This window comes from Nocardia sp. NPDC004123, assembly GCF_053603795.1.
Genome location: NZ_JBSGGG010000014.1, coordinates 242,785 through 264,260 on the forward strand (window position 1 = coordinate 242,785; position 21,476 = coordinate 264,260).

At 67.4% G+C, this 21,476-nt stretch carries 18 protein-coding genes and 1 riboswitch; of the genes, 10 read left to right on the forward strand and 8 right to left on the reverse strand.

The genetic code is table 11. From position 1 onward, the window contains the following. Positions 1-6 precede the first annotated feature (6 nt). The 3 genes from ACWEQQ_RS22135 to ACWEQQ_RS22145 are packed head-to-tail and all read right to left on the reverse strand — an operon-like array spanning position 7 to position 3,229. On the reverse strand, positions 7-735 hold the full coding sequence (locus ACWEQQ_RS22135) for a TetR/AcrR family transcriptional regulator (RefSeq protein ID WP_452342405.1): 729 nt from the start codon (positions 733-735) through the stop codon (positions 7-9). 45 nt (positions 736-780) lie between these two features. Further along, positions 781-1,686 carry an alpha/beta hydrolase gene (locus tag ACWEQQ_RS22140; RefSeq protein ID WP_452349504.1) on the reverse strand — a complete coding sequence of 302 codons (906 nt, stop codon included), beginning with the start codon at positions 1,684-1,686 and terminating at the stop codon, positions 781-783. Positions 1,687-1,705: 19 nt separating this feature from the next. Further along, a complete protein-coding gene (locus ACWEQQ_RS22145; RefSeq protein ID WP_452349505.1) occupies positions 1,706-3,229 on the reverse strand; it encodes a flavin-containing monooxygenase in 1,524 nt (507 codons plus the stop codon). 229 nt (positions 3,230-3,458) lie between these two features. On the opposite strand from ACWEQQ_RS22145, the gene ACWEQQ_RS22150 reads away from it, so the two are divergent. The 6 genes from ACWEQQ_RS22150 (at position 3,459) to ACWEQQ_RS22175 (ending at position 11,649) form a co-directional block, all read left to right on the forward strand. Beyond that, positions 3,459-4,922: an MFS transporter gene (locus ACWEQQ_RS22150; RefSeq protein ID WP_452349506.1), complete on the forward strand. Its 1,464-nt coding sequence runs from the start codon at positions 3,459-3,461 to the stop codon at positions 4,920-4,922. Between the two features lie 91 nt (positions 4,923-5,013). After that, a complete protein-coding gene (locus tag ACWEQQ_RS22155) occupies positions 5,014-5,826 on the forward strand; it encodes an SDR family oxidoreductase (RefSeq protein ID WP_452349507.1) in 813 nt (270 codons plus the stop codon). After that, positions 5,819-6,871: a phosphotransferase family protein gene (locus tag ACWEQQ_RS22160; protein WP_452349508.1), complete on the forward strand. Its 1,053-nt coding sequence runs from the start codon at positions 5,819-5,821 to the stop codon at positions 6,869-6,871. The genes ACWEQQ_RS22155 and ACWEQQ_RS22160 overlap by 8 nt, the downstream gene beginning before the upstream one ends. Then, entirely contained in the window at positions 6,871-8,091 is a 1,221-nt protein-coding gene (locus tag ACWEQQ_RS22165; protein WP_452349509.1) for an acyl-CoA dehydrogenase family protein, read from the forward strand. Before ACWEQQ_RS22160 ends, ACWEQQ_RS22165 begins: the two co-directional genes overlap by 1 nt. 323 nt (positions 8,092-8,414) lie before the next feature. Further along, positions 8,415-9,191, forward strand: a complete 777-nt coding sequence (locus ACWEQQ_RS22170; protein ID WP_452349510.1) for an SDR family NAD(P)-dependent oxidoreductase — start codon at positions 8,415-8,417, stop codon at positions 9,189-9,191. Positions 9,192-9,561: 370 nt separating this feature from the next. Beyond that, positions 9,562-11,649 (forward strand): thioredoxin domain-containing protein, encoded by a 2,088-nt coding sequence (locus ACWEQQ_RS22175; RefSeq protein ID WP_452349525.1) that lies wholly within the window; start codon positions 9,562-9,564, stop codon positions 11,647-11,649. A gap of 25 nt (positions 11,650-11,674) precedes the next feature. Here the strand turns inward: ACWEQQ_RS22175 and ACWEQQ_RS22180 are convergent, their stop codons facing one another. The 3 genes from ACWEQQ_RS22180 to trhA form a co-directional block, all read right to left on the reverse strand. Continuing rightward, complete coding sequence (locus ACWEQQ_RS22180; protein WP_452349511.1) at positions 11,675-12,151, reverse strand: hypothetical protein; 477 nt, start codon at positions 12,149-12,151, stop codon at positions 11,675-11,677. A gap of 237 nt (positions 12,152-12,388) precedes the next feature. Beyond that, positions 12,389-13,963: an adenylate/guanylate cyclase domain-containing protein gene (locus tag ACWEQQ_RS22185; protein ID WP_452349512.1), complete on the reverse strand. Its 1,575-nt coding sequence runs from the start codon at positions 13,961-13,963 to the stop codon at positions 12,389-12,391. A 58-nt stretch (positions 13,964-14,021) separates the two neighbouring features. Further along, complete coding sequence (trhA, locus tag ACWEQQ_RS22190) at positions 14,022-14,729, reverse strand: PAQR family membrane homeostasis protein TrhA (RefSeq protein WP_452349513.1); 708 nt, start codon at positions 14,727-14,729, stop codon at positions 14,022-14,024. Positions 14,730-14,873: 144 nt separating this feature from the next. Between trhA and ACWEQQ_RS22195 the strand changes: the two genes are divergently transcribed. Further along, entirely contained in the window at positions 14,874-15,653 is a 780-nt protein-coding gene (locus ACWEQQ_RS22195; protein WP_354833426.1) for an isoprenyl transferase, read from the forward strand. Positions 15,654-15,733: 80 nt separating this feature from the next. Beyond that, complete coding sequence (locus ACWEQQ_RS22200; RefSeq protein WP_452349514.1) at positions 15,734-16,339, forward strand: hypothetical protein; 606 nt, start codon at positions 15,734-15,736, stop codon at positions 16,337-16,339. Positions 16,340-16,481: 142 nt separating this feature from the next. Here the strand turns inward: ACWEQQ_RS22200 and coaA are convergent, their stop codons facing one another. Beyond that, on the reverse strand, positions 16,482-17,414 hold the full coding sequence (coaA, locus tag ACWEQQ_RS22205; RefSeq protein WP_452342419.1) for a type I pantothenate kinase: 933 nt from the start codon (positions 17,412-17,414) through the stop codon (positions 16,482-16,484). A gap of 407 nt (positions 17,415-17,821) precedes the next feature. Between coaA and ACWEQQ_RS22210 the strand changes: the two genes are divergently transcribed. Both ACWEQQ_RS22210 and glyA read left to right on the forward strand, forming a co-directional pair. Beyond that, positions 17,822-19,021, forward strand: coding sequence for a DUF885 domain-containing protein (locus ACWEQQ_RS22210; protein ID WP_452349515.1), 1,200 nt, complete (start codon positions 17,822-17,824; stop codon positions 19,019-19,021). A gap of 369 nt (positions 19,022-19,390) precedes the next feature. After that, positions 19,391-19,475, forward strand: a riboswitch (ZMP/ZTP riboswitch). A gap of 105 nt (positions 19,476-19,580) precedes the next feature. Continuing rightward, entirely contained in the window at positions 19,581-20,876 is a 1,296-nt protein-coding gene (glyA, locus tag ACWEQQ_RS22215; RefSeq protein ID WP_354833434.1) for a serine hydroxymethyltransferase, read from the forward strand. A 112-nt stretch (positions 20,877-20,988) separates the two neighbouring features. On the opposite strand, the gene ACWEQQ_RS22220 is transcribed toward glyA, so the two are convergent. Continuing rightward, complete coding sequence (locus ACWEQQ_RS22220) at positions 20,989-21,297, reverse strand: glutaredoxin domain-containing protein (RefSeq protein WP_354833436.1); 309 nt, start codon at positions 21,295-21,297, stop codon at positions 20,989-20,991. Between the last annotated feature and the right edge of the window lie 179 nt (positions 21,298-21,476).

The window sequence follows — 21,476 nt, forward strand, 5'->3', positions numbered from 1 at the left end:
GGGAGGTCAGTTCTCCGGACGCTCGGACTCGGGCGCGTACGACTCCAGATAGAGACCGAGCAGGCGGCGTGCCTCGGCGATGGTGGCGTCGTCGCCGGTGTTCGGTGTCCGGCGGAATGCTATGTCGAACAGGCGATTGCCGACCTCGAAAGCCAGCTGAATCACCAGCGGGGGTGTGTCCTGCCGGAGCAGTTCGCGTTGGACGCCCAGCTGAAGCGTTCGCTCGGCAGTCGATTCGTCGAAGGACTGCACCCGTTCGGCCAGCGCATCGCTACGCCCGGAGAACCACAGCTGAACGCAGCTCGGGTGGGTACGAAAATAGGTGAGCATCGGATCGATCACCGCATCGACGACATCCTGTACCGAGTCCAGCCGGACGTCGCCGTCGAGCGACTTCGAGAGCTGCTGATCCAGTTCGGCAATGTGGCGACCGATGATCTCGGCGTCGACCTGGTGGCGGTCCGAGAAATAGTGATAGACCGACGCGATCGGGATACCGGCCCGCTCGCCGATGGCCTTGAGGGTCGCTGCCTCGTAGCCTTCTTCGGCGAGCAGAGCCTCCGCGGCGTCCAGGATGGCCTGGACGCGTTCGGCGCCGCGGCGCTGCAGGACGGCGTCCGGGCGGGCGGGTGCCTGGTGCTTGTTCGCGCGGATGCGATCGGCCGCCGGCGCGGCTTTCGTGCTCGGCTTCCTGGTCGAAGCCGAACGCTTGGGGGAGCGGGCAGTCTCAGCCATGGATACTGCCCTCAGCCGGAAAGTCGATCACAATTCGACACATTATCAGCGGAGGACCCGGCCGAAGAACTCGAGCTGATCGGCGAGCGCGCGTCGTTGCCACACACCGTCATACACATCGAAGTGATCGACCGGGTATTCCTTGACGACGGCGTGATCGCCGAGTTTCCGCGCCATGCGATGGGCCGCGGCGACCGGGACGACACGGTCGGCCTCGCCGATCTGGACGAGTACCGGGCAGGTCACCTGTTCGGCGTAGATCGTCGGTCGGTTGCGGGCGACCTCGAGTGCATGGCGGGCACCGATCTCGTTGCGCCACGTAGGTCCGGCGAATGACGTATAGGCCTCCTCCGCGCCCGTCACGGTGATCATTGCCGTGCTGCCGGGTTGTCCCACGATGGGCACCATGCGAGGCCGGCCGCCGGTGATCACGGTCGCCGCATCGGCGAGTCCCTGTGCTGCGAGGCGAGCCAGGCGGCCGACCCCGTCCTTGCGTGCGATCGAGGCGAGGCCGGCCAGGCCATCGGTGGCCGGTGTCAGCGAGACCACGGCCGCGATCCGAGGTGACTGTGCGGCGACCGCGATCGCATGGCCCGCCGAGTACGAGGTGCCCCACAGGGCGATTCGATCGGGGTCGACGCCGGGCAGGCGGTGCGCGGCATCGATCGCGGCGTGGTAGTCCTGTCGTTGCCGACGGTACGAAATGAGTTGTCGTGGCGTGCCTTCGGAATCGCCGAATCCGCGGTAGTCGAAGACGAATGCGTCCAGCCCGGCTGCTGCGAACGACTCGGCGTAGCGCAGCAGGCCGGTGTCCCGGGTTCCGCCGAATCCGTGTGCCAGGACCACGCACGGCCGCCCGGAACGCCGTGCGAAGGCAGTACTCGTGGCGGGGATATGCCAAGCGGCACAGGTGATTCCGTGACTGGTGAATGAGAGTTCTTTGCGTGTCATCGAATTCGTCATCGCTTTCTCATCGGCTCCCGGCTCGGGCGAAGGCAGGCTTGCGCACGGTGGTGAAATGGAGGGCAGGATCGTCGACGGGACCGCGGCGCAGGCGCTCGACGTCCTTTTCGTAGACATGTTCGAGGGTCCACGGCCCCTCGTCACCGGCCCGGGGGAATGCGCCGATTCCGCGGTTGACGTAGCCCGCCTGGAGATCCAGGATCGGGAACCGCTCCATACCCGGATTGTCCAGGACCGGGACGACGGTGTCGTAGCCGAAAGCCTTCATGTGGTCCAGCAAGCGGCAGAAGTGCTCGGCAACCAGCTCGACTTTGAGGGTCCAGGAGAGATTGCTGTAGCCGACCGCGTACGCGAGGTTGGGAATCCCCGAGAGCATCATCGCCTTGAAGGCGACCAGGTCCGGGAGATGGGCCTGCTGCCCGTCGACGCTGAGGGTGATCTTGCCGAACGGGAGCATATTGAGTCCGGTGGCCGTGACGACCACGTCCGCGGCCAGCTCCTGGCCCGATCGGAGCAGGATGCCGTTCTCGGTGAACCTGTCGATGTGGTCGGTGACCACCGACGCTTTCCCCGAGGAGATGGCCTTGAACAGATCGCCGTTCGGCACCATGCACAGGCGCTGTTCCCACGGGTTGTAGCGGGGTGTGAAGTGCGTGTCGACGTCGAAGTGCTCGGGCAGCTGAGCTCGGACCTGTGCGATGAGCAACTTGCGCATCAGCCCCGGCGCCAGTTTGCTCGCTTTGAAGAGTCCCCGACCGAGCGCGATGTTCTTGCGCCGGCTGATCCGGTGTGCCCGCTCCGGTCCGACGACCTTGTTCAGGAGGTGGGTGGTGACGTCCACGCCGGGGGCCGAGAGTACGTAGCTCGGCGAGCGTTGGAGCATGGTGACGTGCTTGGCCAGGGGCGTCATCGACGGGATCAGGGTGACAGCCGTGGCGCCGCTGCCGATCACCACTACGCGCTTGTCGGCGTAGACGAGGTCGTCGGGCCAGAACTGCGGATGGACGACCCGTCCGGTGAACTCGCCGATGCCCTCGAAGTCGGGGACGAAGGCGGACTCGTAGTCGTAGTAGCCGGTGCTGAGGAACAGAAAGCGCGAGGTGAAGGTCGCGGGACGCCGGCTGCCGGTCCGGTGGACCGTTACCGTCCACAGCCCTGAGCCGGTGTCGAAGTCGGCGGCAACCACCTTGTGGCCGAAGCGAATTCGCTCGCGGATCCCGCATTCTTCGGCCGTCTTGCGTAGGTATTCGAGGATGTACGGCCCTTCGGCGATCGACAGGGGGCTGGTCCACGGCTTGAAGCTGTAGCCGAAGGTGGGCATGTCCGAGTCGGATCTGATTCCCGGGTAGCGGAACAGGCTCCAGGTGCCGCCGATCTCCTCGCGCGCCTCCAGGATCGTGAAGGACGTCCCTGGGCGTTCGCACTTCAGATGGTGGGCGATGCCGATTCCGGAGATCCCGGCGCCGATGACCAAGACGTCGACGTGCCTCGAGCGGTGTTCCGTGGAGCGCCCATTGCGCTTGATGATCATGCTTGTCAAATCTCCTAGGGCTGGGATACACGGCGTACGTTGCGGTGAACCGAGGCAGCTTCGATACCTGAAATCGAACTCAATTCGAATTTGAGTATGAAGTCGGCCGACGGGTCCGTCAACGCCTTCCGTCGAGCCCATTGACACCCGGGGGATCGTGACCTAGCTTACTTCGAAATCGAATCATATTCGAGTTTGTTGAGACAGCCGGCGTTCCTTGGAGAAGACGATGGCCCACAATCACCAGGCGTTCGATATCGCCGGCCTGATGGCACCACCACCACCGAGCACGGCATCGAAGCGTCTCTCGCTCATCGGCGTCGCGGCACTCCTGGCGACCGTCACCAACGCGGTCACGTTCATGCTGCCGCCGCTGCTGCCGTTGATGCAGGCGAAGTTCGCACTCGGCCTGTCGGATGAGACCTGGATCTTCACGGCCTTGACGCTGGGTGGCGGCGCCGGGTTCGTCCTGCTTCCACGGCTCGCCGACGTCCTCAGCGACCGCACCACCGCACTGCTGTCGGGCAGCGTCCTGACGCTGGGGGCGCTGATCCCGGCCATCGGAAACTCGTACCCCACAATCACTCTCGGCTGTGCCCTACTGGGATTCGGCAGCTCGGCGCAGCTGTTGCCGATCGGATTCCTGCGCCGGCACCTTCCCGGAAGCAAGGTCTCGACCGCCGTCAGCGTCCTGATCATGGCGACCGGCACGGGTGTCGTCGCCGGCATGATCGGCGGCGGGCTGACGGTCCGCAGCCTGTCGATCGCGAGCTTCTTCTGGATCCTGGTGCTGGTCTCCGCGGCGACGACGGTGGCCCTGATGGTCATCGTCCCGTCCGCGAAGCCGGAATCGGCCGGCAAGATCGGTGTTTTCGGCACTGTCTGGATGCTCGGTTGGCTCACTGCCGTGCTCCTCACCTTCACCCAGGGGCTGGTGTGGGGCGATGTCGTGCTGATTCCGCTGGTGGCCGGAATCATCGGGGGCATCACCTGGATGCGCGCGCAACGGCGTTCGGCAACAGCGGTTTTCGATCTGAAGTTGCTCAAGATGCCGTTCGTCGGGGTCGCGTTGCTGTCCGCGGGTCTGTTCGGTGCCGTGGACGCCGGGTTCCTCCTGCTGGTCAGTTATTACACGCAGACACCGAGGGGCGCCGGTTACGGGCTCGGCGTCGATGCCCTGGGCACCGGCCTGCTGATGCTGCCCTTCGCCCTGACGATGTTCATCAGCGGCAAGGTCGCGGAGAAACGTGTCGCCAAGGGGCGTCCGGGCGAGGTGCTCGTCCTCGGCGCGTCGATCTCCGCTTTCGGGCTGGCATTTCTGGTCGTCGCCCATCGACAGTGGTGGGAGTACCTCGTCGGCGCCGCCCTCATCGGACTCGGCAGTCGCGCCGGATACAGCGGCGCCTTCGCGGTGCCGCAGCTGCTCGTGCCGGAACGCAAGGCCGGGATGGCCGCGGGCATGGCGGGCACCACGATGGCGATCGGCATCGCCTTCGGCTCCGCGTTGATCACCGGCGTGCTCAGCGCCGACACCGATCCGGTCACCCACCTGCCGACGGCATCTCTCTACACGGTGGGCTACCTGGTCACGCTGGCGTGTGCGCTGCTCATCCTGGTCGCCACGCTCGTCTCTCAACTACGCCATCACGGCGAGTTCAAGGCCCTGCTCCGGCAGTCGGGAGTGCTCGCATGAGCGACCCGGTTCTCAACACCATCACTGGCGCTGACAGGTGCGGCGTGGCACCCGCGGCGACAGCCATCCGAATTCGACACAGAGGACAATCTTGCAGACTCACAGCAGAACCGGCGCTGACACCAGCCGATTCGATCTCACCGGCCGGACCGCGATCGTCACCGGCGCTTCCCGCGGCATCGGTCTGGCCGCGGCGCAAGCGATTGCGGCAGCGGGCGGCAACGTGGTCGTGACGTCGCGCGGGCAGGAATCCGCGGATGCCGCAGCGGCCGAAATCGGTGGCAATGCAATCGGTTTCGCCGCGCACGCGGCCGACGAGGACGAGGCCCGGTGCTGCATCGACGTGGCGTTGGAACGGTTCGGCAGTGTCGACATCCTGGTCAACAATGCGGCGACGAATCCGGCCTATGGGCCGGTCTGCGACCAGGACTACGCCCGCTTCGCCAAAACCTTCGAAGTGAACCTGTGGGCGCCGATCCTGTGGACCTCGCTGGCGACCCGCGCGTGGATGGGGGAGCACGGGGGCGTCGTGGTCAATACGGCGTCGATCGGCGGGATGGGTTTCGAGGCGAACCTCGGTGTGTACAACGCATCCAAGGCCGCACTGATCCATCTCACCAAGCAATTGGCGCTCGAGTTGTCGCCGCGGGTGCGAGTGAATGCCGTTGCGCCAGGCGTGGTGCGGACGAAGTTGGCCGAAGCGCTGTGGAAAGAGCAAGAGGACCAATTGAATTCGGCCACCGCGTTGTCGCGGATCGGTGAGCCCGAAGACATCGGCTCCGTCATCGCGTTCCTGGTTTCGGACGCGGCGAGCTGGGTGACAGGGGAGACCTTCGTCATCGATGGCGGGCAGCGGCTGGGTGACGCCGGGCTCTTCCGGACGGCGGGTGCGATCAATGTCTGACAACCGAGAGCTTCCCGACCTGGACGTCCAGGCGCCCCCGGGCCTCGACCTCGAGCGACTCGGCACCTGGTTCTCTACCCAGATCCCCTGTGCGGGAAGCCGATTGCAGGCTTCCCTGATCGCCGGGGGCAAGTCCAATCTGACCTACGCGGTCACCGACGGCGCGTCGAGCTGGATCGTTCGCCGGCCACCGCTCGGCCACGTGCTGGCCACCGCGCACGATATGGCCCGCGAGTACCGCGTGATGTGGGCGCTGCAGCAGACCACGGTGCCGGTGCCGATGGTGTACGCGCTGTGCCAGGACGACGCCGTGATCGGCGCGCCCTTCTATGTGATGGAGCGCTGCGCCGGTGTGCCCTACCGCCGGGCCGCGGAGCTGGAGTCGCTCGGCGTCGAACGCACTCGCGTCATCTCGACGCATCTGGTGGACACCCTGGCCGCACTCCACCGGGTGGACCCGTCGGAGGTCGGCCTCGCCGAATTCGGCAAGCCGGAGGGCTATCTCGCACGCCAGGTGCATCTCTGGAAGAAACAGCTCGACGCCTCGTACAACCGGGATCTTCCCGCGGCCGATGCCCTCTACGAGCGCTTGGCCGCCGACGTGCCGGAGGAGTCGGCCACCGGCATCGTGCACGGTGACTACCGGCTCGACAACCTGCTCGTCGACTCCGGCGACCGGGTCACCGCGGTGCTCGACTGGGAGATGGCGACGCTCGGCGACCCGCTGACCGACCTGGCGCTGATGCTCACCTATCACCGGCTCGGCGAATTGCTCGGTGGTGAGGTGGTCGCCGATGCGGCTTCGGCTCCGGGCTTCCTCGATGAGCAGGAGATCATCGAGCGCTACGCCCGGGCCAGCAGCCGTGACCTGTCGCGGTTCGGGTTCTATCTCGGTCTCGCTTCGTTCAAGCTGGCCGCGATCCTCGAGGGCATTCACTTCCGGTATCTCAACGGCCAGACGGTCGGTGCGGGATTCGACGAACTCGGCGCGGCGATCCACCCGTTGCTCGACGCCGGTCTCGACGCGCTGCACGAGGTCCGCTGATGCACTTCGCATATGACCCCCTCACCGCGGAGCTGCGGGAGACGATGCTCGAGTTCATGAACGACCACGTCTACCCGGCGGAGAAGGTCTTCGCGGAACAACTGGCCCAGCTCGACGACAGGTGGGCCTGGGACTCGGTGCCGATCATCGGGGAGCTGCGGGCCGAGGCCCGTTGGCGCGGCCTGTGGAACCTCTTCCTGCCCGGCGAAGAGGGCGCGGGACTCACCAACCTGCAGTACGCCGCCATCGCGGAGATCTCCGGCCACAGCCACTTGGCTCCGGCGGCGATGAACTGCGCCGCCCCCGACACCGGCAACATGGAGGTGCTCTCACTCTTCGGCAGCGGACAACAGCGCGAGAAGTGGCTCGAACCGCTGCTCGACGGCGAGATCCGTTCCGCCTTCGCGATGACCGAACCGGACGTGGCCTCCTCCGATGCCACCAATATCGGGACCCGGATCGAACGCGACCGCAACGAGTACGTCATCAATGGCCGCAAGTGGTGGATCACCGGCGCCATGAACCCGAACGCCAAGATCTTCGTCGTGATGGGCAAGACCGACCCGTCCGCGCAGCGACACCGCCAGCAGTCGATGATCCTGGTCGAGCGGGATACCCCGGGCTTCGAGATCCATCGGGCCATGCATGTCCTGGGCTACGACGACCATGACCACGGTGGCCACGCGGAACTCTCGTTCACCGATGTGCGGGTCCCGGTCGAGAACCTCATCTCCGACGAGGGCGACGGGTTCGCCATCGCGCAGGCCCGGCTCGGACCAGGCCGGATCCACCACTGCATGCGGTCCATCGGCGTCGCCGAGCGGGCGCTCGCGTTGCTGTGCGCGCGGGCGGACGAGCGGGTCGCATTCGGAAAACCGCTGTCCGAGCAAGGCGTGGTGCGGGATTGGATCGCCGAGTCCAGGGTCCGTATCGAGCAACTTCGGCTCCTGGTGTTGAAGACCGCATGGTTGATGGACACGGTCGGAAACAAGGGCGCGCACACCGAGATCCAAGCGATCAAGATCGCCACCCCGGCCACGGTGCAGTGGATCCTGGACAAGGCCATCCAGGTATTCGGCGCCGGCGGCCTGTCCCAGGACTTCCCGCTGGCCGCCGCCTACGCGAGCATCCGCTCCCTGCGGTTCGCCGACGGACCGGACGAGGTGCACAAGAGCACGCTCGCACGCACCGAGCTCCGCAACCAGAGGGCGGCACGATGACCGCCGGCCATCGGGCGTGCAGCGCGCAGCACATCGCCCAGGTGTCGCAAATCGCCGGTACGTAGAGTCGGTGGTCTTCGCTGCGGGATGTCAGGATTTGTGGTGTGACCAGGCCTGATTCGTATGCGAGGACCCCAGTTGGGCGCGTTCGCGGGGACAAGGAAGTTCAATCCTCGCCGAGGGCTTCGCGGGCGAGCCCGCGCCAGGTGCCGGTCCGCGGTCAACACGGCGCGTCCGCCGTCGGTGAGCAGACGGTGAGGGTTTGGTGAGCGCGGTCGGCGAACGTCTGTGTCAAGGAAACAAACCCGAGCACAGGAGTTCCAATGTCTCAGATCGGCAAGTTCGCCCTCGTTACCGGCGCTTCTCGCGGAATCGGCCGCGCCATTGCCCTGCGGTTGGCGGCGAACGGCGCGGTGGTCGCGGTGCACTACGGACACGATGACGAAGCGGCGGCGAAGACCGTGGCGGACATCGGAGCGGCGGGCGGGCAGGCGTTCGCCATCCGCGCCGACCTGAGCACGCCGGCCGGAATCGACGCGCTGTTCGGCGATCTGACGAAGAGCCTGCCCGACGGGCGGCTGGACATTCTGGTGAACAATGCGGGCGGCGGCGGTGGCAACGGCTCGATCGAGCAGCTGACTCCGGCGGCGGTGGACAGTCTCTTCGCGGTGAATGTGTCTGCACCGCTGTTCATTTCGCAGCAGGCGATACCGTTGATGCGCGATGGCGGTCGCATTGTCAATATCTCCTCCTGCGCACCGCGGGTGGCGGCCCCGTCGCAGGTGGCTTACGCGATGAGCAAGGGGGCGATCGATGTGCTCACCAAAACCCTTGCGGTACAGCTCGGCCCGCGCGGTATCACCGTGAACGCGGTGGCCGCCGGTGCGACCGAGACCGAGGGGATGGCCGCCTTTTTCGATGGCAATCCGCAGGTGCGGGCCGGCATCAGTGCCATGACCGCGCTGGGCCGGGTGGGGCAGCCTGCCGATATCGCCGATGTGGTGGCCTTTCTCGCCTCCGAGGACGCCCGCTGGATCACCGCCAATGTGGTTGATGTGAGCGGCGGCACCGCCATCAGCCCGGCCATCGGCGCACAGTAGCGGCCGTCGGCCACCTCGGCGGGCGCAATTCACGACCGCATGGGGCACCGCGTCGTCATCCCCAACCTGCCCGGCACCGACGCGCCGCGGCTCGATCCGTGGCGCGAGACACTCACCGCGGCGGCGAGCGGTCCGACCCTGGACATCGTGCTCGTCGGTCACAGCATCGGCGCGGTCAATGTCCCGCGCATGCCGGCCGTCGCCGCTGCGGCTCGCCCTGCTCATCCCGATCACCGTCGCGGCCATGGTGTGGATCGTCATGCCGCTCCTCACCCGCCGCTTCGGCAGCTGGCTCGCCCGCTGCTCCCGAACCGCCCGAGGCTGCGTCTGGGTCGTGTTGCGTGAGCGCCGGGTGTGGAAGGGTGGGGATATGAACCGATTGGGCAGCGCGACATCGCCTTACTTGCGTCAGCATGCTGGGAATCCGGTGCACTGGCGGGAGTGGGATGCGGAGGCGCTGGCCGAGGCGGCCGAGCGGGATGTGCCGATTCTGCTGTCGATCGGATACGCATCATGCCACTGGTGTCATGTGATGGCGCACGAGTCGTTCGAGGACGAGGCCACCGCCGCGGTCATGAACGAGAACTTCGTGTGCATCAAAGTGGATCGGGAGGAGCGGCCTGATCTGGACGCGGTGTACATGAATGCCACCGTGGCCATGACGGGGCAGGGTGGGTGGCCGATGACCTGCTTCCTGACGCCGGAGGGGGAGCCGTTCTATTGCGGAACGTATTACCCGAAGACGCCGCGGCACGGGATGCCGTCGTTCACCCAGGTGCTGACAGCGGTGAGCGAGACGTGGCGGAACCGGCGCGACGAGGTGAACACGGCGGCGGCGCAGGTGGCCGACGCGCTGCGGCAACAGACCGCGGGGTTGCCGGATGCGGAGATCGGGATCGGGCCGGAGTTGCTCGAGCATGCGGTCGGTGCGGTGTCGAAGGACGTGGACGGGCAGCACGGCGGGTTCGGGGGCGCGCCCAAGTTTCCGCCGTCGGCCCTGCTGGAGGGACTGCTCCGGCATTACGAGCTGACCGGTAATCCGACTGTGTTGCAGACTGTTTCGTTCACCTGCGAGTCGATGGCGCGCGGCGGCATCTACGACCAGCTGCGGGGCGGATTCGCGCGGTACTCGGTGGATGCGGCGTGGGTGGTGCCGCACTTCGAGAAGATGCTCTACGACAATGCCCAGCTGCTGCGTGTGTACGCGCATCTGGCGCGGCGGGGGTATGACGCGTCGGCCGATGAGCGTGCGACCGATGCGTGGGAACCGCTGGCGCTGCGGGTGACTCGCGAGACCGTGCAATTCCTGCTGACGGACCTCGGTACCGAGCAGGGGGCCTTCGCCTCGGCGCTGGACGCGGACACCCACCTGGAACCGGGCGGGCCGGGCGTGGAGGGCGCCACGTACGTGTGGACGCCCGCCGAACTCAACGGTGTGCTCGGTGCGCTCGACGGCGCCTGGGCGGCAGAGGTTTTCAATGTCACCACGGCGGGCACCTTCGAGCACGGCACCTCGGTGCTGACCCGGTACGCCGATCCGACACCGGCCGATTACGAGCGGTTCGAGGCGATCCGGGCGAAACTGTCCGCCGCCCGTGCGCGCCGCCCGCAGCCGGAGCGGGACGACAAGGCGGTCACCGCCTGGAACGGCATGGCCATCGTCGCGCTCGCGGAAGCCGGTGCGGCACACGGACATCCGGAGTGGATCGCGGCCGCCGTCCGGTGCGCCCGCTTCCTGCTCGACACCCATGTGACCGGCGGCCGCGTCTGCCGCGCCTCGCTGGGCGGTGTGCCCGGCGCGGCTCCGGGCGTGCTGGAGGATTACGCGTGGCTGGCGCTGGGGTTGCTCGCGCTGCACCAGACCGCCGAGGGGGACTGGCTTGACGCGGCGCAGGATCTGCTGGACGCCGCCATCACCCACTTCGCCGATCCGGAAACCTCCGGCAGCTGGTTCGACACCGCCGACGACGCCGAGACCCTGCTGACCCGGCCGCGCGACCCGCTGGACGGCGCAACCCCGTCCGGCACGTCGGTTCTCGCGGAGGCGCTGCTCACCGCGGCCGCCCTCACCGACCCGCAGCGGGCCGACCGCTACCGGCAGCTGGCCGATCACACCCTGACCCGGGGTGCGGTGCTGCTGGCTCGCGCGCCCCGCTCGGCCGGCCACTGGCTCGCCGTCGCGGAGGCAGCCCTGCGCGGCCCGATCCAGGTGGCCGTGGTGGACGGCCCGGATGGCGAATCCGGTTGGGCCGCAACGCTGGTGGCGGCCGCCCGCGCCGCCGCCCCGGGCGGATCGGTGATCGTGTCCGGCCCCGTCGGCTCCCAGCCGCTGCTGGCCGACCGGCCTCCGGTGCGCGACACCTCCGCCGCCTACATCTGCCGCGGCTCGGTCTGCGACCTCCCGGTCACCACGGTCGAGGATGTGCGCGCCGGCCTGCTGCCCCCGCCCACCGCCTGATCGCTGCTGCGGGCACGGCCGGCGTTCAGGTCGCGCTGTCGACGCGGTGCCCGGCCATGACCGCGGCGGGCACCGCGACCAGCACCGCGATGAGGTGGGCGGCGCGAAACAGCCCGAGTATCACCGCATTCGGGGTCCAGTGCGTGAAGAGGTCACCGAGGTGCTCGGCCGTCAGCGCCGCCCGCAGCGGCTCGACCGCCAGCGAGGCCAGGCCGAGCGTGCCCAACCCCACCACGAGAATCCCTCGCGCCCACAGGTTTCCGGCCAGCATCCGGGCGGCCAGCGCGAAGACCGTCAGATAGATCGCCGCCCGGATCAGCACCCCGAGGGCGAGGCCGGCCACGTGGACCCCGGGCTCATCGAGGGCGAGCGCGACGCGTCCCAACGTCTCGCCCACGCCCGCGATCAGCGCGACCACGATCGCTCGATAAGCCAGTACCGCCCGCTGCGGCCGTGCCCACACCGCGGCCGAAGTCCGCTCGAACGCGCCGATTTCATTCATAGCGCTACTGTCCGGCGTCCCGGTCCGCACCGAATCCCCCGCGAGTACGACATGCGCCCACTCCTCAGGTACGACACCGCGATTCGACGGGCCGAGCCCGGCCGCGCCGCCGGTGCTTAATCCGTTGCCGCCCGGAGCGGGCGGTCATACAGTCCCGGAGGTGTTCGGTTCATGTTTCTCACCGGAGTATTGCCAGGTCCCGCCAGGTGCAGGGCCGACCCTTGCGCGGGTTGATGATTAGCGATCCGTGGCCCGGCCGGCGGACTCCGAAGACGGGGGTGCGGCCGGTCGCGGGCCGGCCTGCGGGGCACTGCCGTTGCGGTGGGGCGCTCCGGGGGACACCACGTCGGTCCAGCCCGGAGTGGGTTCCTTGCGGCCGCGGAGGTGGAGAGTGTCGTGCAGGATCCACTGCGTGCGCTCGGCGTCGCAGGCGGCGTCTATGACCGCCTGACTGGCCAGAATGCGGCGCGGCACCAGTTTGGCCTCGGTGGTGAGGCGGGCGGCCTCGTTGACGGCGTCGCCGATGACGGTGAACTCCAGCCGGGTGTCGGTGCCGACATCACCGGCGAACACCAGCCCGCGCGCGATGCCGATGCCCACATCGAGCTCGCCCAGCGCGGCCACCTCGTCGCGTATGCGGCGGGCGGCCCGCAGCGCCGGGGTGGCATTGTCGTCGAGCGCGATGGGCGCGCCGAAAATGCACAGTGCCGCATCGCCTTCGAACTTGTTGACCAGGCCCTGATTGTCCTCGGTGGCCGCCACCACGATGGACAGCAGCCGATTCAGCTTGGCCACGAAATCGTGCGGGGCGAGCTCGGTGGCCATGGCCACCGACCCGGTCACGTCCACGAACAGCGCGGTCGCCACCCGCATGTCGCCGGTCAGGCTGGGGCTGCCCGACAGCGCCCGCTCGGCCACCTCGGTACCCACGTGCCGGCCGAAGACGGTCCGCATGCGCTCGCGCTCACTGAGATTGGCGGCCAGCTCGTTCACCGAATGCTCGAGCCGCCCGATCTCGCTGGTGCTGTTGATCGTCACCCGGGCGTCGAGATCGCCGCGGGCGATCCGGTCCAGCGCATCGCGCAGCGTGTGCATGGGCGTCGCCACCGCCCGGGCCAGCGCCGCCGTCGCCACCGCGCCCGCGGACAGGCCGACGATGGCCATGTAGATCCCGGTCCGAATGCGGTCCTGGGCATCGGTGGACGGGTCGGCCAGCACCGTGATCAACATGAACAGCGGCACCGCGCCCGCCACCGCGAAGGTGACCAGCACCCGGGCCAGCACGGTATTGCTCCAGTGCGCGGTCTCGTCCAGCACCTCGGCCACCACCGGAATGGTCGGCCGGATCAGCCGGTCCACGATCAGGAAGGTCAGCGCCGCGGACTCCAGCCCGCCCAGGGTGAACATCGACAGCACCACCGGGAAGCTGCGGTCCTCGGTGGCGTGCGCGAAGACGAAGGCGGCCACGAACACACCTGGCAGCCAGATGGCCAGGGCCCGTCCGGTGATCGCGACCGGCAGCCGCAGCAGCCGTTTCGCCTCGACCTCGGTCGGTGGCCGGCGCTGGTCCAGCCAGCTGAAGTAGTGGTGCCGATCCCGCACCGCGAGCATGATGCCGACCAGCGCGCCGATGGACGGATAGATCGACACCTGAATGAAGGTGGCCATCCAGTCCGGTCCGAGCCGGCTCAGGAAACCACTCAGGAAAAGTTCGGTGGTGATCACCGCGAGGCCACCGAGATTGCACGCCATGACGACAGCAGACAGACCCCCCGGCGCCCGCAGCGCCCACAGGATGAGTCTGCTGGTCACGTCGCAGACTTTAGAGAACGTTCGCCTCGGATTGCACGTTTGTGAGTAATTGCTCGGATCAGCGCAACAGCACGAACCAGATGGCAACGTAGTGGCACAGCGCCGCGACCACCGTTGCCGCGTGGAAGAACTCGTGATGCCCGAAGACCTCCGGCCACGGGTCCGGCCAGCGCGACGCGTACAGGATCCCGCCCACGCTGTAGGCGATACCGCCCGCGAGCAGCAAGATCACCGGCGTCCAGCCGACGTGGTGGATGAGCGTCCCGGCCACCGGGACGATGGCCCACCCGAGCAGCAGATACAACGGCACCCCGACCCATCGGGGAGCGGTGGGCCACAGCATCTTCAGCGCTACCCCGGCCAGCGCGCCCGCCCACACCATGCTCAGCAGGACGGTGCCCGCGCTGCCGCGCACGCCGAGCAGGGCGAACGGTGTGTAGCTGCCCGCGATGAACAGGAAGATCATCGAATGGTCCGCCCGCTTCATCCACATGCGGGCCCGCGCGGTCTTCCAGTTCACCCGGTGATAGGTCGCGCTGATCCCGAAAACCCCGCACACCGTGATCCCGTAGACCAGCGTCGACCAGGCGGCCTTCGCCGACACGGTGCTCGCCACCGACACCAGCACGATCACCGCGATGGCGGCGACGCCCACGGCCCAGGCGTGAATCCATCCGCGCATGCGGGGCTTGATGAATTCCAGCTCCTCGCGGACGGTTTCGATGACCCCCACCGCCGGGTCGACCGGCTGTATTGCCTCGGCCATTAGTTTCCTCCTCGGTAACCTACGGTAGCGTAGGTTGGCGGCGGGCCACCCTTCATAGTGGCTGTCGTCACTACGAGCCCCGGGTGTTTCGCTCGTCTGTCCCGGTCGCTCCGCCATCCGTTCCGGGGGCGTAGGGTTGCGGCCGTGAAGATTGCGAGTCAGGTGCGTGGACTCCCATATCGCATATACGAGTCACGGCTGTCCAGGCAGCTGGCTGGCAAACAACATCCCCGGCACGTCGCCGTGATGTGCGATGGCAACCGGCGGTGGGCGCGGGAGAACGGGTTCAGCGATATCAGCCATGGCCATCGAGTCGGTGCGCTGAAGATCGCCGAACTCGTGGGCTGGTGTGGCGAGGCGGGCATCGAGATGGTGACCCTCTACCTGCTCTCCACCGAGAATCTGCGCCGCGACTCCGACGAGCTCGAGACCCTCTTCGAGGTCATCACCGACGTCGTCGACGAACTCTCTGCGCCGGAACAGAATTGGAGCGTCCGCATCGTGGGCGCCCTCGATCAACTGCCCGCCGAGTTCGCCCGGCGCCTGAGCGAGGCGGCCAAGAGCACCGAGGGCCGCACCGGCGTGCACGTCAATGTCGCCATCGGTTACGGCGGCCGCCAGGAGATCGCCGACGCGGTGCGCTCGCTGGTCCGCCAGGAGATGGACGCGGGCGAGACCGGCGAGGATCTGGTCCAGTCCATCACCGTCGACGCCATCGGCCAGCACCTCTACACCTCCGGCCAGCCCGATCCCGATCTCGTCATCCGCACCTCCGGCGAGCAGCGGCTGTCGGGATTCCTGTTGTGGCAGAGCGCGTATTCGGAGATCTGGTTCACCGAGGCGTACTGGCCGGAATTCCGGCGCGTGGATTTCCTGCGCGCCCTGCGCGATTACGCGGCGCGGCACCGCCGCTTCGGGGTGTAGAACACGGCGAATCAACGGTTCCATTGCAGTGCAATGGCTTCCGTGTTCGCGGGACGGTCGCTGCCGTACCGTCGGGGAGTATGAGCGAGCTGCGTGAAGGGCTGAGTGGCCCGGCCGAGAGTCAGGTCGTGGCGGTGCCGTACATCAGCTACGAGGACTTCGGCCGCCGATTCCTGGAATACGCCGCCTCCACCGAGCGGATAGCCGGGGCGTTCGAGAAGCTCACGGGGGAGGCGTTCGAATTCGGGCCGATCGGGGCGGGTCCCGGCAAGCTCGCGAAACTCTCGGCCACCGTGCGGCTCGGGCGGCCACGGCTGAATCGCGAAGTGGACGACCTGATTTCGTTCGACCTGGTGATCCCGCTCAAGGTCGACCTGCTCATCGATCTGGCGGTGGATCGGTATCCGTTCCGGGTGGACGGCACCATTCACCTGCACCTGACCGTCCGCACCGCGGAGCCGCTGCGGGTCCTCATCGAAATCGACGAGCCGCAGCCCAGCAATGTCCGCATCAATGTCGCCAGCGCGACCCGCCGCGGGGAATTGCTACGCATTCTCGCCAGCGTCGACCACGAGATCCGCCGCTTCGTCGCACGCTATATCGCCACGGAGATCTCCAAACCGCACATCCAGGCAGCCACCGATATCGATGTCGCCGCCCGACTCGATGCCGCCTGGAAGCTATGAACCAACGTGACGACTGATCTCGTGCGGCGAGGGTAACTCGCCGGGTACGTCCACAATAGGTTCGGCTCCCAACCGCCGGCACGGATGCGAAACTGCCGACGGCACCGAGCCGTCCGCTGAAGTCCCGGGGAGGCGGGGGAGCTCAGAGTTTCCGGAGTCGCAGCCGGTTGATGGAGTGGTCGGAGTCCTTGCGCAGCACCAGCGTCGCGCGCGGGCGCGTCGGCAGGATGTTCTCCACCAGATTCGGGCGGTTGGTGTTGTGCCAGATTTCCTTGGCCTGGTTGCTGGCTTCCTGGTCGTTGAAGTTCGCGTAGTGGTGGAAGTGCGAATTCGGATCCTGGAAGGCGGTCCTGCGCAGCGACAGGAAGCGCTGCACGTACCAGTTCTCGATGTCCTCGATGCGGGCGTCGACATAGACCGAGAAGTCGAACAGGTCCGACACCATCAGCCGCGGCCCGGTCTGCAGCACGTTCAGGCCCTCGACGATCAGAATGTCGGGCTGGCGCACGCAGTGGTATTCGCCGGGCACGATGTCGTAGGCGATGTGCGAGTAGACGGGCGCGCACACCTCGTGCGCACCGGATTTCACCTCGGTGACGAAGCGCAGCAGCTTGCGCCGGTCGTAGGACTCCGGGAAGCCCTTGCGGTGCATGATGCCGCGCCGGGTGAGTTCGGCTGTCGGGTACAGGAATCCGTCGGTGGTGACCAGATCCACCCGCGGATGGTGGTCCCAGCGCGCCAGCAGCGCCTGCAGCACACGCGCGGTGGTGGACTTGCCGACGGCCACCGAGCCCGCCACGCCGATGACGAACGGCACCTGACGGTCCGGGTGGGTCTCGCCGAGGAAGGTGGCGGTGGCGGCGAACAGGCGCTGCCGGGCCGCGACCTGGAGGTGGATGAGACGGGCCAGGGGGAGGTAGACCTCGGCCACCTCCTCGAGGTCGATCTGCTCACCCAGACCGCGCAGGCCGACCAGTTCTTCCTCGGTGAGGACCAGGGGAGTCGACTTGCGCAGGGTGCGCCACTGCTTGCGGTCGAATTCCACGTAGGGGCTGGGCTCGCTCATCCGCGCCATTATTCGTGTCCCCGCACTCGAGACCCGCGTCCCCGTACTCGACACTCGTGTCCCCGCATTCGGGCCGGCCGACAACAACAGCTCTCGGGAAGCCGCATCGTCGCCGTGCCCGGCGATCCGGCCAACACTCCACGCATAGCCGAATTGTGCTCGGCTCCAACATTCGGGTGAACACCAGGTGTTGCTACTGACGGGTAACTCTAGTGAGATGGGCAACACCTCAGCCCCTGGGCGTATCCGGTGAGGTTGCACGACAGGCTGATACGGGCGGCTGAAGGACATAATGGTTCGCGGCCCGTCTCGATTCTGGACTGAGTGGAGCGGGGGAGCGCAGCGGAGGAGCGGAGGGAGGGAAGAATCGAGACCTCCAGGGCCGCGAACCCGCCCGGAGCGAAGCGGAGGGCAAATTGAACAGAGCGCATCCACTGGTCACTGAATATCTGCGGCTGGGTCTGGCATTCGACCGGCTCGAAGAGGGTTTCGTGGACGCCTATACCGGCGATCCCGGCCTGCGCCGCGAGGTGGAGAACGCGCCCGCGCCGGAGCCGCGTGATATCGCCCACGGGGCAGCCGCACTGCGCAAGGAACTGCCCGAGGCGGGCCTGCCCGCGGAGCGCGTCGAATTCCTGGATGCGCACCTGCGGGCGATGGAATGCTCGGGCCGCAAATTCGCCGGCGAGGACATCAACTTCGTCGACGAGGTCCGGGCCTACTTCGACGTGGCTATCACCCCCGGCGATACCGAGAACTACCGTGAGGCACACCGGCAGCTGGACGAGGTGCTGCCCGGTGACGGCGAACTGCTCGACCGGATTACCGTGCACCGCCGCCAGGACGAGATTCCGCCCGAACGCCTGAAGGAATGCGTGGCCGCGTTCTCCGGCGCGCTGCGGGAACTCGTGCGCGACCGCTATCCGCTGCCGGACAACGAGCACGTGGAATACGAAGTGGTGGGCGACAAGCCGTGGTCGGGCTTCAACTATTACCTGGGCAACTATCAATCCCGGGTGGCCATCAATTCCGATCTCAAGCAGCACATGTCACAGCTGCCGCAACTGATCGCGCACGAGGCCTACCCGGGTCATCACACCGAGCACTGCCGGAAAGAGGCCGGGCTGGTGGGCGCGGGGCAGGCCGAGCAGACGCTGTTCCTGGTGAACACCCCGCAGTGCCTGATGGCGGAGGGGCTGGCCGATCTGGCCCTGAAGTCGATCGTCGGCCCGGGCTGGGGCCGCTGGGCGCAGGAGATCTACGCGGACCTGGGGCTGCGCTTCGATGGCGAACGCGCCGAAAGGATTTCGAACGCGTCCGCGAATCTGCTGAGCGTGCGCCAGGATGCCGCGCTGCTGCTGCACGATCGCCGGCGGGATGCCGGCGAGGTGTCGGAATTTCTGCAGCGCTGGAGTCTGGTCACTCCGGAGCGGGCCGCGCAATCGCTGCGATTCCTGTCATCGCCGCTGTGGCGGGCCTATATCTCCACCTATGTGGAGGGATATCGATTGCTGGGAGGGTGGCTGGACCGGGCAGCCGATCCGGAAGACCGGTCCGAGCGTTTTCGCCGTCTCTTGGACGAACCCCTCACACCCGGCGCGATCCGCCGCATGTGAGGGGTACTCCCCGACGTCCTGATTGGTGCTTACGCGCCCCAGCTGGCACAGGACGCGCCGCCGCTGGACATGGTGCACATGGTCTTGAGCAGGGTGAAGATCAGGGACTGGATGGTGGTGGCGTCAGCGCTCATGAAAGATTCCTCGAAAGATCGGATGGGCCAATGTCACTGGCGTAACTGTGCCAGCGCGGCGATACATTACCGAGATTTGTTGCCCTGCCATAGCCTGATTTCATAGTGATGTCCACCGCTCACGGCGATTCGGTCGTCTCTCCTGCGCCGACGATTCCTCTGCCCCCAATTTCCGGGGCACGATTCCTTCGCGCGTGGCGACCGGCGGATGGTCGCCGCCGGTCGCGAGATAGGATGACCGGACCGCGACTGGCGCACTCGAGGTGGAAGCAACCACCGGGAAGCACCGAAGTCCGGCACCGCGCGCCTGGGTGCCTGGCGACCCCCGAACCGTATTCGGGGTACCCGGACAACGGAGGTGCGCGATGAACGAGACAGAGAACCCCCGGATCGGCTCGGCGGCAGCGGCCAATAGACTCGGCGGCGTGACCCAGACGAGCGCCTCTGTCAACAGCCAGTCCCTCGCCGAACTCGATCCCGAGGTCGCGTCCGCGATGGGCGGCGAACTCGCTCGCCAGCGCGACACCCTCGAGATGATCGCCTCGGAGAACTTCGTGCCGCGCGCGGTGCTGCAGGCGCAGGGCAGCGTGCTCACCAACAAGTACGCCGAGGGCTACCCGGGTCGCCGCTACTACGGCGGCTGCGAGAACGTCGACATCGTCGAGGATCTGGCCCGCGCCCGCGTCAAGGAGCTGTTCGGCGCGGAATTCGCCAATGTCCAGCCGCATTCGGGCGCGCAGGCCAATGCCGCGGTGCTGATGGCGCTGATGAACCCGGGCGAGAAGCTGCTGGGCCTGGATCTGGCGCACGGCGGTCACCTCACCCACGGCATGCGCCTGAACTTCTCCGGCAAGCTGTACGAGGTCCACGCCTACGGCGTCGCCAAGGAAGACCACCGCGTCGACATGGACGAGGTGCGCAAGATCGCCCGCGACACCCGCCCGAAGGTGATCGTGGCCGGCTGGTCAGCGTACCCCCGGCACCTGGACTTCGCTGCCTTCCGTGAGATCGCGGACGAGGTCGGCGCCTACCTGTGGGTCGACATGGCGCACTTCGCCGGTCTGGTCGCGGCCGGGCTGCACCCGTCGCCGGTGCCGCACGCGGACGTGGTGTCCTCGACCGTGCACAAGACCCTGGGCGGCCCCCGTTCCGGTCTGATCCTGGCCAAGCAGGAGTTCGCCAAGAAGCTGAACTCCGCGGTCTTCCCGGGTCAGCAGGGCGGCCCGCTCATGCACGCCATCGCCGCCAAGGCCGTGGCCTTCAAGATCGCCGGCAGCGCGGAGTTCAAGGAGCGCCAGGAGCGCACCATCTCCGGCGCCAAGATCCTCGCTGAGCGCCTGACCGCGCCCGACGCCAAGGCCAAGGGCATCACCGTGCTCACCGGCGGCACCGACGTGCACCTGGTGCTGGTGGACCTGCGCAACTCGCAGCTGGACGGTCAGCAGGGCGAGGATCTGCTGCACGAAATCGGAATCACCGTGAACCGCAACGCCGTTCCGTTCGACCCGCGCCCGCCGATGGTCACCTCCGGCCTGCGCATCGGCACCCCGGCGCTGGCCACCCGCGGCTTCGGCGACGAGCAGTTCACCGAGGTCGCCGACATCATCGCCGCCGCCCTCACCGGCTCCGCCGACCTGGACTCGCTGCGTCAGCGCGTTTCCACGCTGGCGCAGGACTTCCCGCTGTACGACGGCCTGGAGGACTGGCGCCTGCTGGGCTGAGGCCCGCCGGACAACCGAGAGCCCGCCGCGATTCCATGATCGCGGCGGGCTCTCCGCGTCGCGGTGCGACTCTGGGTCGCGATGAGATTCGTTGCCCGCCAGGGATTCCCGGCTAGAACGACCAGAACTTGCGCGGCCCGCCCGTGAGGCTCGGTGCGTCCGCGGTCACGGTGGCGATCAGCTGCTTGGGATGCGGGTTCACCCAGTTCCGTTCGGAGTCGCCGTCGCGCAGGACGACCGTGGGGACGGTCTCGTTGCCGTCGGCCACCGAGCGGACGAAGGCGGCCGCCTCCGGGTCCTGCCAGATGTCGACCTCGCGGTGGACGATGCCGTGGCGATTGAGCACTCGGCGCATGCGGGAGCAGTAGGGGCAACCCGGGCGGCGGTAGACGACCAGTTCCGGGGTGGCGTCGGTGGTCATGATCGGAGTCTAGGTCCGCGCGGCCGCCCCCACCATGTCGGCGGGGCGGGACTGACGCCGGGGCCGAGAGTCGGTGCCTCGGAATCGGGAATCACCAAGCAGCGCAGGCGATTCGGTTCGAGTCCGTCGTGCGTGCCGTGTCCACTGAGCAGTTCTCAAACAACACACAAAACCTACTC

Excerpts from the sequence above, each read along its gene's own strand:
- ACWEQQ_RS22135 (WP_452342405.1), bottom strand. The coding sequence starts at position 735 with ATGGCTGAGACTGCCCGCTCCCCCAAGCGTTCGGCTTCGACCAGGAAG.
- ACWEQQ_RS22140 (WP_452349504.1), bottom strand. The coding sequence starts at position 1,686 with ATGACACGCAAAGAACTCTCATTCACCAGTCACGGAATCACCTGTGCC.
- ACWEQQ_RS22145 (WP_452349505.1), bottom strand. The coding sequence starts at position 3,229 with ATGATCATCAAGCGCAATGGGCGCTCCACGGAACACCGCTCGAGGCAC.
- ACWEQQ_RS22150 (WP_452349506.1), top strand. The coding sequence starts at position 3,459 with ATGGCCCACAATCACCAGGCGTTCGATATCGCCGGCCTGATGGCACCA.
- ACWEQQ_RS22160 (WP_452349508.1), top strand. The coding sequence starts at position 5,819 with ATGTCTGACAACCGAGAGCTTCCCGACCTGGACGTCCAGGCGCCCCCG.
- ACWEQQ_RS22165 (WP_452349509.1), top strand. The coding sequence starts at position 6,871 with ATGCACTTCGCATATGACCCCCTCACCGCGGAGCTGCGGGAGACGATG.
- ACWEQQ_RS22170 (WP_452349510.1), top strand. The coding sequence starts at position 8,415 with ATGTCTCAGATCGGCAAGTTCGCCCTCGTTACCGGCGCTTCTCGCGGA.
- ACWEQQ_RS22175 (WP_452349525.1), top strand. The coding sequence starts at position 9,562 with ATGAACCGATTGGGCAGCGCGACATCGCCTTACTTGCGTCAGCATGCT.
- ACWEQQ_RS22180 (WP_452349511.1), bottom strand. The coding sequence starts at position 12,151 with ATGAATGAAATCGGCGCGTTCGAGCGGACTTCGGCCGCGGTGTGGGCA.
- trhA (WP_452349513.1), bottom strand. The coding sequence starts at position 14,729 with ATGGCCGAGGCAATACAGCCGGTCGACCCGGCGGTGGGGGTCATCGAA.
- ACWEQQ_RS22200 (WP_452349514.1), top strand. The coding sequence starts at position 15,734 with ATGAGCGAGCTGCGTGAAGGGCTGAGTGGCCCGGCCGAGAGTCAGGTC.
- coaA (WP_452342419.1), bottom strand. The coding sequence starts at position 17,414 with ATGGCGCGGATGAGCGAGCCCAGCCCCTACGTGGAATTCGACCGCAAG.
- ACWEQQ_RS22220 (WP_354833436.1), bottom strand. The coding sequence starts at position 21,297 with ATGACCACCGACGCCACCCCGGAACTGGTCGTCTACCGCCGCCCGGGT.